The organism is Acetobacter sp. DsW_54, assembly GCF_002153575.1.
Lineage (GTDB): Bacteria > Pseudomonadota > Alphaproteobacteria > Acetobacterales > Acetobacteraceae > Acetobacter > Acetobacter fabarum.
This window is the reverse complement of the sequence record NZ_JOPD01000020.1, coordinates 37,923-50,219: the sequence shown is the minus strand read 5'-3', so window position 1 is coordinate 50,219 and position 12,297 is coordinate 37,923. Positions and strand designations below refer to the sequence as shown.

Annotated in this window: 11 protein-coding genes; 7 read left to right on the top strand and 4 right to left on the bottom strand. The window is 52.1% G+C overall.

Annotated features, from left to right (window positions below; translation table 11 throughout):
- Positions 1–317: 317 nt before the first annotated feature.
- The 6 genes from sodC to HK20_RS09260 all read left to right on the top strand — a co-directional run bounded on the left by sodC (position 318) and on the right by HK20_RS09260 (position 6,625).
- Positions 318–842, top strand: coding sequence for a superoxide dismutase[Cu-Zn] (sodC, locus tag HK20_RS09285; RefSeq protein ID WP_086646788.1), 525 nt, complete (start codon positions 318–320; stop codon positions 840–842).
- Positions 843–1,076: 234 nt separating this feature from the next.
- Positions 1,077–2,105: an MYG1 family protein gene (locus HK20_RS09280; protein ID WP_086646787.1), complete on the top strand. Its 1,029-nt coding sequence runs from the start codon at positions 1,077–1,079 to the stop codon at positions 2,103–2,105.
- A 95-nt stretch (positions 2,106–2,200) separates the two neighbouring features.
- Positions 2,201–3,211 (top strand): MBL fold metallo-hydrolase, encoded by a 1,011-nt coding sequence (locus tag HK20_RS09275; protein WP_233129156.1) that lies wholly within the window; start codon positions 2,201–2,203, stop codon positions 3,209–3,211.
- A gap of 246 nt (positions 3,212–3,457) precedes the next feature.
- Positions 3,458–3,667 carry a hypothetical protein gene (locus tag HK20_RS09270; protein ID WP_086646786.1) on the top strand — a complete coding sequence of 70 codons (210 nt, stop codon included), beginning with the start codon at positions 3,458–3,460 and terminating at the stop codon, positions 3,665–3,667.
- A gap of 212 nt (positions 3,668–3,879) precedes the next feature.
- Positions 3,880–5,562 (top strand): OprO/OprP family phosphate-selective porin, encoded by a 1,683-nt coding sequence (locus tag HK20_RS09265; RefSeq protein WP_086646785.1) that lies wholly within the window; start codon positions 3,880–3,882, stop codon positions 5,560–5,562.
- Positions 5,563–5,590: 28 nt separating this feature from the next.
- Positions 5,591–6,625, top strand: a complete 1,035-nt coding sequence (locus HK20_RS09260; RefSeq protein ID WP_086646784.1) for a sulfate ABC transporter substrate-binding protein — start codon at positions 5,591–5,593, stop codon at positions 6,623–6,625.
- 47 nt (positions 6,626–6,672) lie between these two features.
- On the opposite strand, the gene HK20_RS09255 is transcribed toward HK20_RS09260, so the two are convergent.
- From HK20_RS09255 to HK20_RS09240, 4 genes are all read right to left on the bottom strand, one after another.
- Complete coding sequence (locus HK20_RS09255; protein ID WP_086646783.1) at positions 6,673–7,977, bottom strand: lactonase family protein; 1,305 nt, start codon at positions 7,975–7,977, stop codon at positions 6,673–6,675.
- Positions 7,978–8,049: 72 nt separating this feature from the next.
- Positions 8,050–8,634, bottom strand: a complete 585-nt coding sequence (locus HK20_RS09250) for a peroxiredoxin (RefSeq protein WP_233129155.1) — start codon at positions 8,632–8,634, stop codon at positions 8,050–8,052.
- A gap of 66 nt (positions 8,635–8,700) precedes the next feature.
- Positions 8,701–9,732 carry an alpha-E domain-containing protein gene (locus HK20_RS09245; protein ID WP_086646782.1) on the bottom strand — a complete coding sequence of 344 codons (1,032 nt, stop codon included), beginning with the start codon at positions 9,730–9,732 and terminating at the stop codon, positions 8,701–8,703.
- Positions 9,714–11,186 (bottom strand): circularly permuted type 2 ATP-grasp protein, encoded by a 1,473-nt coding sequence (locus HK20_RS09240; protein WP_086646781.1) that lies wholly within the window; start codon positions 11,184–11,186, stop codon positions 9,714–9,716. Before HK20_RS09240 ends, HK20_RS09245 begins: the two co-directional genes overlap by 19 nt.
- Positions 11,187–11,450: 264 nt before the next feature.
- On the opposite strand from HK20_RS09240, the gene HK20_RS09235 reads away from it, so the two are divergent.
- On the top strand, positions 11,451–12,290 hold the full coding sequence (locus HK20_RS09235) for a transglutaminase family protein (protein WP_086646780.1): 840 nt from the start codon (positions 11,451–11,453) through the stop codon (positions 12,288–12,290).
- Positions 12,291–12,297: the final 7 nt, after the last annotated feature.

Here is a 12,297-nt window from a genome sequence, read left to right as displayed (position 1 = left end):
TGTCTGGTACCTATGGCATTTTCAAATTTTCGTCACCCACCTACTGGCTACAAACCCAATTTTTGCCCGGTATCCTAGGCTCGTTATGGGAACCTGCCGGAATGGTGTGCGTTTTTGTCAGGATTTTCATGGTCGCGCAGGCTGAGCCATGCCCGGGTGTGGATGTGGGAATGTTTTGCATCCTCAATCGGGCGTGGTGGATTGTTACGCGATGCACTAAGGTTTTCGGGTAGGCACGGATTAAACTCCCGTGATCAGTATTTTACGATGCGACAAGGGGCCTAGCCCCTCGTTTTTTAACTGAAAGGGCATGCGCCATGGTTCATTCAAAGCATTTGGTTCTTCTGGCCTGCACAATGGCTCTGTTGCCATCTCTGGCCCGTGCGGCAGATACCGCCTCCGGCGCTCTGGTGGGCACGGATGGCGCAGCGCACGGTACTGTTGCCATTACCGATGCCCCCAAAGGGGTTATATTGCGGGTAGAAGCAAAAGGGCTCACACCGGGCTGGCACGGCATGCACTTCCACGACAAGGGCGTGTGCGAAGGGCCTAAATTTACAACGGCCGGGCCCCATGTGCATGCAACGACGCCTGTTGTGCATGGTCTGCTTAACCCCACCGCGAACGATGCAGGTGATCTGCCCAACGTGTTTGTCGGAGCTGACGGCACAGCTACGGTAGAGGTATTCTCTCCTCTGGTCGCACTTAAAGCTGGCAAGGATAAGCCGGCCCTGCTGGATGCGGATGGTTCGTCACTGGTCATCCATGCCCACCCTGATGATTATCAGAGCCAGCCCATTGGTGGGGCAGGGGACCGGGTAGCCTGCGCGGTTATCAAATAAACCAAGGCTTTCTGGCATAACCCGTGCTTCTATCCTGTGCGCCATTCCACAAGGCCTGTGGGGTGGCGCACACGGCGCTTTTGAGTGCAATGGCGTATCTCTGCTCTTACTGTATAAGGCGGGAAAAACCGGATTATGTGCATATATCCTGCTGAAGCCGGTTGTCGGATACCTGAGCGTGCGGCATGAGGGGGCTTATGAAAGTTCATCCTCAGTTTGCAGCAGGTCATCGTAATGTCTGAACATACCCCTATTGGTCTCGGTCATGAGGCAACCATCACAACCGCACTGACCCATTCGGGCAACTTCCATGTTGATGAAACACTTGGGTATGTTGTGCTCCATTATGCGCTGGCTCCAATGGGTGACCTGCGCGCCCGTATTCTGGGCGAAGGCCCCGAGGACTGCCTGAAGTTCTTCCGCTCGCGTGACCCGGAGCGTATTCAGGCAGCAGATATCGTGTTCGATGTGGGGGGGATTTATGACCCGCCCAAAGGCCGTTACGACCACCACATGAAAGACAAACCCCTGCGTGAAGATGGCACTCCATACAGTGCCGCCGGATTGCTGTGGAAAGATTACGGCAAGGCGGCTGTGCGTAATCTGGTGCGCACCACTGTGGACGACGCCACAATTACGGCTATCTGGCAGAGTATTGATAAATCACTGGTCGTGCCGATTGATCAGGATGATAACGGCGTAGCCAAGATGGGCAAGCTGTCACTGGCGGATATTGTTTCGGCCTGTAGCCCACCGTGGGACACGGCGGAGCTCCACGGCCCGGAAGAAGCCAAGCGGCGTGAAACCCTTGGCTTTGCCAATGCAGCAACCGCAGTGGCCTCCCATCTGGTCAACACGGTCGATCGTGTGCGTGCCAGCCTGAAAGCAACGGACCGTGTTCTGTCCGCTTATAAAAATGCACAGGACAAGCGTATTTTGCTGATGGAAACGGGCATGCCAACCGAAAAGGTTATTTTTGAGCATGATCTCCCCGTTATTTACGTGGTTTCTCCCACAGGTAGTGGGCAATGGAATGTTAAAGCTGTGCCCCCCGAACGCGGGGCCTTTGGCCAGCGGATATCCCTGCCAGAAGCATGGGGCGGCCTGAACGGGCAGGACCTTGCCGCAGTCTGCGGTGTTGCCGATGCGGTATTTGCGCACCCTGCGCGCTTTATTTGTGGTGCGGCAAGCCGGGAAGGGGCACTAGCCATGGCGCAGCAGGCCTTGAAAATTGATGCAGAGCTCAAGCCGCAGCAAAGCTAAACATCGGACCAAACAACTGCCTCCCGCTTTATGCATGGTGCGTTTGTATTTGAACGCACCACGCACAGTTTTGTTGGCGGGTAGAGGAGCCATGCATGGTTTTTATGACACGTAATAAATACTATGCCGGGCCTGTAACTGACCATTTTGATGGAACCCGGTTTTTTAATCCCGGGCAACCTTCCACAGACCGCTCCTTGCGCGATCTGTGGCGTTGGAGGCGCACATCACATCGTGCGCCATGGCCGGATTCTGTTCCCATAACAACAGCTATACCTGAAAAGAGCGTGGATGCCCTGCGCATTACCATGGTTGGCCACGCTACAGTGCTTATTCAGGCAGCGGGGCTTAATATTCTGACCGATCCGGTATGGTCAGAGCGGGCCAGCCCATTGCGCTGGGCTGGCCCCAAACGGGTTAATGCACCGGGTGTAGCGTTTGAAAACCTGCCACCGATTGACGCATTGCTCATCAGCCATAATCATTATGATCACCTTGACCTAGCTACACTCAGGCGGTTACAGGCCGAGCATAACCCTTTGATGATCATGCCATTAGGGAATGATCACATTGTTAAAAAAGCCATTCCACAAGCCCGTATTCTTACAGGCGACTGGTATGACCAACACGTTATTGCCCCGGCACTGAGTGTAACGCTAACACCCGCATACCATTGGTCTGCACGAGGTATTTTTGACCGGCGGATGGCCCTATGGGCCGGATTCTGGCTGAATATCGGAGGCCAAAAACTATGGTTTGCCGGAGATACAGCCTACGGCGATGGAACATTGTTCCGTGCTTTACACACCCGGTATGGTGCGCCGGATGTGGCTATTATTCCAATTGGTGCTTACGAACCAAGATGGTTTATGGCAGGGCAGCACGTTAATCCACATGAAGCGGTGTGTATTTACAAGGATACGCAGGCAAAGCAGGCTATAGGGATTCATTGGGGCACTTTTCAGCTCACGGATGAAGGTATCCGCGCACCAGAAAAAGCTCTGCAAGCCGCTCTTTTGGCGGGAAATTGCAACGTAGAGCGGTTTAGGGCCGCAAGCCCCGGGCAGGTCTATCAGTTTGGTGGCTGCCAAGAGAGTCGTCCATAAAATAACAACAATTATCGTGATATAAAAAAACAACTATTTTTAAAATTATATAATTGACTGCCGTGGAAATATGGGTGATACACAATCACACGTTAAGCGCGTGGCACATGAGGAGCGCATAGAAGATGCAAAACCTGTGGGGTCGAATGTGTCGGCTGGGCCGATGTTACGACGTTAAAATATCTAACGCCTGACCTGTGGGTTTTATTGCCTTCCGGGTCAGTTATTACCTGGAGGGGAAAAGTCATGTTTGAATCGCGTATTATTGAAATTAACGGTACTTTTGTTGGTGCCATTATTCTTGAAGAAGATCGCCGGACCCGCCGTTTTTATGCGGCGCATGAAAGCGTGCAGAGCTTGCATAACAAGCGCTACCCGGATGGGCAGGATTTGCGGACATCCGTTATTCGCAAATTCAAAACCACTTTTGCACAACATAACCTGAGCGCGGTTTAACCGCGCCAGCAGGGGCCTGCAATCGTTTGGCTTGATGCTTCTGGCATCACACAGTTTTCGTAATTCATATTGGTTGTGTTGAACATTATCTGCAAAATGTAGGTAGTGGGGCGTTTGTTGTGTTTTGAATGGTTCGGGGTCAAAACATAATCATCTTTGTTTTATGGTATTACACCATATTAAAATAAAAATTTTTAAGTTTGGGGGAACTTATGGCGGTGTCTGTTCGGGCGAGTGTTCTGTTAACAACAACAGTTTCAAGCCTTTTTTTTCCATATGTGACGATGGCAGCCACATCGGATGCAGAAAATGCAGCATTACGGCGCGAGATCGCTGCAATGCACCGGGAAATGATGGGGGAAATCCACCGCCTGCAGGCACGGGTGGACAAGTATGAGCATACTTCCAATCTGCAAAGCCGCAAAATTGGTCATGCTCCCCGTACGTTAACGGCGGCTGGGCCGGATGATGTGCAGCCTCAATTCCGTGAAGACCCGGTTGTTCCGCCCGCCAACCATGGCCCGCGCAGCCCCAATGACAGCCGCATTGCCCTGCCGGAAGGGCCGGTACAGTCCTGGAGTTCATTCAAGGCGGCTTCCGCCAAGGATGAGAGCGTGGATATTGGCGGCATTAAAATAGGTTTCCCCAAAGGTCGTCCAACCATTGCGTCGGATGATAAGGCCTACGCATTTTCCATTGGCCTTCTGGCGCAGGAAGACTTTGGTGGCTTTATGGGGGTTGGCCAGCGCGGAAAGGAAAGTGCCGGCAACTTCAACAAGTTTACCGAGAATGCACGGCGTCTGCGCATTTACATGTCCTGGCGCTACAAAGACTGGGTAGTAAACGTAACCCCAGACTTTGGTGCTAATAACAGTGACGGCACCGTTAGCCTGTTTGAAGCCAACCTGAACTATACCGGCCTGCACAACACAACTCTGACCGTCGGGTATTTTCAGCCGCGCATGGAAGAAGACAGCGCAGAGCGTTCAGGGGCATTTGAGTTTTTGGAACGCCCGACCATTGTTGATCTGGTTCGTAACATTGCTGGTGGTGTGGCCCGCTTTAGCATTGGTGGTGAGCATTACGAAAAACGCTGGCTTGTTGCAGGGTATTTTACAGGACAGAAATATGGTGATCGCACAACTGATAAAACCATAACAGACAGCCAGACCGGGGCTGTGTTCCGTGCCGCAGGCCGTCCTTATGTTTCCAAGGATATTGATGTGCATGTCGGCGTTGGGGCAACGGCTGCATTTAAAGTGAACCAGTCCAGCACGGGAAGAACCACAACATTTAAGGACAATGTTGAAGTTCCTCTGGGCGAAACACAATTGCTGACATCCGGCGCGCTAACAAATATTTCCCAGATCTGGGCAGCGGGGCCGCAGTTTGGTTTCCGTTACAAAAAATTCCTGCTCAAGGGCGAGTATTATCATGTTGGGGTGCAGCACGATAACGTAGCCGCCAGTATAAACCCGCCCGCCATTGGCTTTGATGGCTGGTATGTTGCTGCAAACTATACCCTGTTTGGGCATGGTCGTGGCTATAATGAAAAAATTGCCGCGTTTACAACCCCGGGTGTTGAATATGACTTTGACCCCGCAAAAGGGCACTGGGGCGCACTGGAAGTTAGCGGGCGCTGGAGTGTGACCGACCTGCGGACGTCTGGCACCACTAAAATGACAGGAACAGTTATTAATACCGCAGGGGAAACAGGCAATAAACAGACTGTATGGCAAGGTGGGCTGAACTGGTACCCCAACCAGCACATCAAGGTCATGCTGGATTACACGCACTTTAGTGTTTCCAGCTACAATGGTGCAAAATCAACGGATGCCAATTTCTTTGGCCGCAGTGGCAACGCTGTTGTTGGCCGCGTGCAGGCAGCATTCTGATCTGACATTATGATTAAGGAACAGGCTTATGAAACAGGAAAACTTTTTTAACGTTCGCCGTGCCGTTCTCAAAGTAACGGCGGTATTGGGTGTTTCTTTTCTGGCAGGTTTGCAGGCGACAGCAAGCTATGCGGAATCATACCACCTGCTGAATGTTTCCTACGATCCAACGCGTGAGCTTTATGCCGATGTGAATAAAGCGTTTTCTGCCCAGTGGCATAAGAACCACCCGGAAGACACAGTCAGTGTCAAATCGGCGCATGGCGGCTCCGGGGCACAGGCACGCTCCGTGCTGGAAGGAGCGCCGGCAGATGTGGTAACACTTGGCCTGGCCTACGACATTGATCTACTGGCACAGCACGGCCTGATTGCAGCTGACTGGCAAAGCAGGTTGCCGCACAATGCGACCCCTTACACCAGCACCATTGTGTTTCTGGTCCGCAAAGGTAACCCCAAAAACATTCATGATTGGCCGGATCTGATCCGGGATGGCGTGCAGGTTATTACGCCTAACCCCAAAACATCTGGCGGTGCGCGCTGGAACTACCTAGCAGCATGGGGCTGGGCGCTGCACCAGAAGGACGGTACCCCGGAAACAGCCAAGGCTTACCTGAAAAACCTGTTCAAACACGTGCCCGTGCTTGATACAGGAGCACGCGGTGCCACAAACAGCTTTGTGCAGCGTAATCTGGGCGATGTCCTGCTTGCATGGGAAGACGAGGCACTGCTGGCCACGCGTGATATTGGGCCTGACCAGTTTGAGATTGTTGTGCCGTCGCAGACCATCCTTGCGGAACCGCCTGCATCTCTGGTTGATAAAAACGTCAAGGCGCATGGAACGGAAGCTGTTGCCAAAGCGTATCTGGACTTCCTGTTTACGCCTGAAGGGCAGAAAATCGGGGCCAAACATTATTTCCGCCCTGTTGACCCGGCCATTCTGGAAGAAAACAAGGCACTCTTCCCCAAAGTGGATACGTTTGATGTGAAGAGCCTTGGTGGCTGGACTAAGCTGCAGAAAGAACATTTTTCTGACGGCGGCGTGTTTGACAGCCTTTATAAGTAAAGTAGAAAAACGCGTTGCACATGAATGTGCAACGCGTTTTTTAATAACTAGACAGAATCAATTACAGTAAATGCAAAAGATGTAGGTGTGCCAATTGGCACAAAGTGCCATGTAAAATCGAGCACGCCGGTTTCTGTATTGACGCGCAGGGATGTAATACAATCACTCCGCTGATTGGCAACGAACACAAACTTCCCCGACGGATCAAAACTTAAAGCCCGCCCGTAATCAGCGTGTACCCAGACCTCATCAAACAGGGTGATAGAGCCATCTTCATGCACTCTAAAACAGGCAATGGCATTGCCTAACCTGTTGGTGACGTAGAGAAATTTCCCCGTTGGGTGCAAAATAATTTCAGCGGCAAGGGTGCTTCCCCTAAATTGCGCCGTTACCGTGGAGGCTGTCTGCTTGACCTGCATGGCACCTGTCTGGGTATCATAATCAGCAACAACTACGCGGGAATCCTGTTCCCCCAGAATATAGATAACCTTCCCGTCATGGCTGAAGCAGAAATGACGAGGCGCGGAACCTGGCTCCATGCTTAGCCATGGTTTTTCCGCCGGTTTTAGGGTGCCGCTTTCCATATCAAACAGCCACACGTAAACCCTGTCCAGCCCTGCATCACAGGCCAGAACAAACTTACCATTCACATCGGCTTGAATCATATGCACATGCGAGCCAGAGTGATCGCTCACCGCATAATTGCCAGGCGGGTTATCTGCTGCCCGTTCTGGCATTTTAGGCCCGGTATTGTGGATAAGGTCGGTTAACAAACCCAAGCTACCATCCGGTTGAATACGCATGACAGCAGCACTGCCGCCAGTATAATTGGCAATAAACAGGTATTTGCCCGATGGATGCACACTTAAATGCGCGGGGTCTGCTCCGCCACTACTCATAACATTTAACTTGGTAAGCACCCCGGTACGGCGATCTACCTGAAAAGCCGTGACTGACCCAGTGTGTCCACCTTCAAAATCGCTGATTTCATTAACTGTGTACAGGCTGTTCTGGTCGGGTGATAATGCCAGAAAAGAGGGATTGTCCGCAGGTGTTACGTGGCCCAGTTGGGTTAGAATACCGCTCTCCGGGTTCATTTCAAACAAGGTTATGCCCGTTGCATTACTCTCGGGTGGGCCAGAACGTGTGTAGCCGCCAACATAACATAAAATCCGCGGACCAGTTTTTTTTGCAGCCTTTTCCGGGCTGGCTTTGGGCAATGCTGCTTTGGGAATAGGGGCAGGGGGAGGAGCATTCTCCCCAAAGGCTTTTCCAAAATGGGAGGTAAGACCTAACCCCATGATAGAAAAGCCAAAAATCCTGCGGCCCATCATATTATGTTTATTGTTCATAGCTCTATTATCATGAGCTATGCAGGGATGATCAAATAAATTTTAAACTCTGATAAAGTGTAATTGTCCCGTTTATTTCTGTCTTTTGCCTGCATGCCATTTTTTTAGGGCATCGAGAGTTTCCACAACATGCTGTTCCGGGTTGTTGCTGGTAAAGCTCAGCAGAATAGTGCCATCTGGCGCAATCACATAAGATGTGCGCTGTGAGAGCAAAGTCTGGTGCTCCGTATTAACTGAGTGGTACAGAATGGCGGTCAAAGCCCCCGGGTCGGCCAGAACCGCAAATTTATCCCGGCACTCTACCTTGGAAAACTCAGCAACCCGGTCAGTATTCCCCGCCGTTATGCCAACAAGCGTGGCCCCGGCGGCGTGGAACTGCTCTGCGGCTTCGGCAAAGTCATGTGCTTCCTGCGTGCAGCCTGTCGTAAACGCTGCGGGAAAAAAATAGAGAACTACTGGCCCTTGTGCGAGGGCCGACTTGAGCGAAAATGTAAAAGGCTTGCCAGCCAGAGCCCCTTGCAGGGTAAAGTCGGGAGCACTTGCTCCCTGAGATAACGCCGCATAAGCCGTTCCCGAGCCCAGACATGCGCCAACCGCGACAGAAACCGTGACCAAAAAGCCAGATGCGGCGCTTAAAAACATTGTCTTTTTGATCACCTTAACCACCCCATATATTTGCACTCCCGCAGGGGAGAACTTTAAACTGTGCCTGCAAGCTTACACCTAGTTCTGCTCTTGTTCAGCCATTTTTGTAAGAGCGGCTTCCTGCGGTATAATTACAGGCCAGAATGTTGTGGCTATGGCGTTTTGTAAATCCATGAGTTGGGTCTGTATCCAACTCATATAATCATGCAAACCGCGAATAATAATTTCCTCTGCTGTTTGGTCCTGCAGACTGGCCCGGAGTTCGGCCACACATTCCAGCAAAGGTGAGCAGAACTGACGTAGATTGTCATGCGTCGCCAGAAGAGTAAGCGTTTCATCAATCTGGCGCAGGTTGGTGCTTAGTGAACGCGGGAAACCATCATTCTTGAGCAGGAAGCCAACAATATTGGCAGGTGTCAGGGTTACCGGACGTAACCGCCGGAAGGCATGGTACGCAGCTGCCGAACGCAATACGGATGTCCATTGTGTCAGATCAATATCGGACCCCGGTGCTTCGGACTGCGGCAGCAGCATATGATAGCGGATGTCTATCAGCCGGGTAATCTGGTCGCTCCGCTCCAGAGCTTTGCCCAGCCGGTAGAACAGCCACGCCTGATCTCGGTACAATGTGCCTTCTGCAATGCCAAAATGGGTTTGGCAGTCCTGCCTTACGCGGGTGCAGAGTTCGGCCAGATTATGCTCTGCCATATCTCCGTTTTTGAGATTAAGCAGGTTCCGCGAAAAGACATTGAGTTGTGTCCAAAGCTCGATTGAAACAAGCGGCCTGACAGCACGCGCATTTTCCCGCACTTGCTGTGCAAGCGAAACCAGTGATGAAGGGTTGCGGGTTTCTGTTACATAAAACGGCACAATTTCCGTGTGTTGTGTCGTGTTATGTATCTGCTGGAACAGGCTTTCATCCGAGTTAATGGCCAGAATGGAATCCCAAGCTGTCTGCCCTTCGGCATTACGAACAAAGGTTTCCGTAACTTCCAGCAGGCGCGCCAGATTTTCCATGCGCTCCATGTAGCGTGCCAGCCACATCATGCATTCCGCGTAGCGCGAGAGAAGGGGAGTGGGGGAAAAAATTATCATGATGCCATGACCCATGTATCTTTTGAACCGCCCCCTTGGGATGAGTTAACAACCAGCGAGCCTTTGCGCAGGGCAACGCGGGACAAGCCGCCAGGTAGCACCCAGACAGAACGGCCCGTAACGGCAAAGGGTCTCAGGTCAACATGGCGGGCTTCTACCGTATCTCCGCAAAGGGTTGGCGTAACTGACAGGCCAATGGTTGGCTGGCTAATGTAATTGCCCGGATTGTGGCGTAATTTCCGGCTGAAGTCGTCCAGTTCCGCCTGCGTTGCTTGCGGGCCAATCAGCAGCCCGTAACCGCCTGATTCCCCAACAGGTTTGACAACAAGCTTGTCAAGATTTGCCAAGGTGTATGCCAGCCCCTCCGGTTCTGCGCAGATATGTGTTTCCACACTTTCCAGAATAGGGTCTTCATCCAGATAATAACGGATAATACGGGGCATATAAGCATAAACGGCTTTGTCATCCGCAACGCCTGTGCCCAGCGCATTGGCCAGTGTGACATTGCCGCGCCTGTAAGCCTCGACCAGACCGGGCACTCCCAGCAAGCTGTCAGGATTAAAGGCAAGTGGATCAAGAAATTCATCATTGAGGCGGCGGTAAATGGAGTGAACAGGCCTTGGCCCCATAACGGTACGCATGAAAACCTTGTAGTTCTCCACAAACAGGTCGCGGCCTTCGACCAGCGGAACACCCATTTCGCGCGACAGGAACACGTGCTCGAAGTAAGCGGAATTATAAATGCCGGGGGAGAGTAGAACAACCTGTGGGTCGTCCACACCTTCAGGGGCGACCTCACACAAGGCATTATGCAGGCGCGGGCCGTATTCCTCCACCGAGCGTATGGGCAGGCCTGATGCCAGATCTGGCATGAGCCTGAGCATCATGTGGCGATTTTCTATGACGTAGGATACGCCAGAAGGTGTGCGTGCGTTATCTTCGAGAACCAGAAAGCGGCCCTGCTGGTCACGGATAAGGTCTGTTCCATTGATATGGACATAAACCCCACCGGGCACGTCCAAACCAACCATAGCCTGACAGTAATTGGCGTTTTGCAGCACGAGTTCGGCTGGAACCACGCCATCCTTCAGGATATGCTGTTCATGATAAATATCATGCAAAAACAGGTTGATGGCCTGAATACGCTGTTGAACTCCGCGTTCAATATGTTGCCATTCTTCTGCTGTAATAATCCGTGGAATGGCATCAAAAGGCAAAATGCGGTCAATGGCTTCCCGGTCCGTGTAAACGGTAAAGGTAATGCCCATTCTGTAAAGCTGTGCTTCGGCAGAGGCAGTTCTGTTCTGGAGTTCCTGTATCTGCAAAGCAGACAGACGCTTTTTTACGCAATCTATAATGGGTGGAGCAGGGGATTTGCGGTTCATTAACTCGCAAAAAAAATCAGGAGTGGCGTAGTTGTCCAGCAGTCCGCGTGTTAGGGGAGGGGCAAGGTGTAGGGCGTTCGTCATAAAAGCCTCCCTTCTGGCATTCGGGACTGAAGAAAAGCTGGTCCTGGCTGCCAAAACGTTTCGAATACGCATTAACGGAGCAGGATTTCCGGCGTTTGCCAAGCACAAAATACGTGCTCACATTTTGTTTGCACAAACCCGCATGGGTCCCTTGCATGCCTTGCACGGAATGATATGATTTTGCGCTGAATTATTGTTCTGATACCAAACAGATATCCGCCGCCCACGGCATTGGGCTGCAACACGAGCAGGGCCGTATTTCTGATGAGTTCACAGGTAACGCTTTTGCACCGGACCTGCTACCGTTACGACCGCCCCGTATCCTTGGGAACCCAGACAATACGACTACGCCCCATGGAAGCCTGCCGCACGCCCATTGAGGCATATGGCCTGCATATTCAGCCAGAAGGTTTTAACCTGAAATGGGAGCGTGATTCGTGCGGGAATGATGTGGCCTGTGTTGGTTTTCCCGACCGTCTGACACATTTTGATATTGAGGTGTCTCTGGTTGCAGACATGACCACTTATGACCCGCTCCTGCAAACCTTAGCCCCCGATGATCATACCGACCTGCCGCAGGAGGAACATGCAATTCCACCTGAATGTGGGGAAGAGGTAAGGGATTTTCTCTCCCGCTACCCGGTTGGCGTAGGGGGGGATGTGCTGGGGGATATGATGGCCATAAACCGTGGTATTGCCCGCACAGTCGGCTACCAGCACAGGCTGGAACCCGGTGTATGGTCCCCGGAGGAAACTCTACACCGCCGCGCTGGTTCCTGCCGCGACAGTGCATGGCTTTTTGTCAATATAGCCCGGCATCTGGGGCATGCTGCGCGGTTTGTCTCGGGCTATCTTATTCAAAGTGTGAACACGGCAGACGGAGAGGAAGTGCTGACCGGGGAGTTGCACGCATGGGCACAGATTTTTATTCCCCAGCGTGGGTGGCTGGGGTTTGATACCACTTCTGGCCTGCTGGCTGGGCAAGGGCATATCCCCCTTGCAGTTGCTGCCAGCCCTGAAAATGCTGCTCCTGTTTCCGGCCTGCTGGACAGGTGCGAGGCAACCTTTAATGTCTGCATGAAGGTCGAACGTCTGTTTAACTGATAAGCAG

What these genes read in the sequence shown, in the direction of transcription:
- sodC (WP_086646788.1), top strand. Translation starts at nt 318, where the DNA reads ATGGTTCATTCAAAGCATTTGGTTCTTCTGGCCTGCACAATGGCTCTG.
- HK20_RS09280 (WP_086646787.1), top strand. Translation starts at nt 1,077, where the DNA reads ATGTCTGAACATACCCCTATTGGTCTCGGTCATGAGGCAACCATCACA.
- HK20_RS09275 (WP_233129156.1), top strand. Translation starts at nt 2,201, where the DNA reads ATGGTTTTTATGACACGTAATAAATACTATGCCGGGCCTGTAACTGAC.
- HK20_RS09270 (WP_086646786.1), top strand. Translation starts at nt 3,458, where the DNA reads ATGTTTGAATCGCGTATTATTGAAATTAACGGTACTTTTGTTGGTGCC.
- HK20_RS09265 (WP_086646785.1), top strand. Translation starts at nt 3,880, where the DNA reads ATGGCGGTGTCTGTTCGGGCGAGTGTTCTGTTAACAACAACAGTTTCA.
- HK20_RS09260 (WP_086646784.1), top strand. Translation starts at nt 5,591, where the DNA reads ATGAAACAGGAAAACTTTTTTAACGTTCGCCGTGCCGTTCTCAAAGTA.
- HK20_RS09255 (WP_086646783.1), bottom strand. Translation starts at nt 7,977, where the DNA reads ATGAACAATAAACATAATATGATGGGCCGCAGGATTTTTGGCTTTTCT.
- HK20_RS09245 (WP_086646782.1), bottom strand. Translation starts at nt 9,732, where the DNA reads ATGGGTCATGGCATCATGATAATTTTTTCCCCCACTCCCCTTCTCTCG.
- HK20_RS09240 (WP_086646781.1), bottom strand. Translation starts at nt 11,186, where the DNA reads ATGACGAACGCCCTACACCTTGCCCCTCCCCTAACACGCGGACTGCTG.
- HK20_RS09235 (WP_086646780.1), top strand. Translation starts at nt 11,451, where the DNA reads ATGAGTTCACAGGTAACGCTTTTGCACCGGACCTGCTACCGTTACGAC.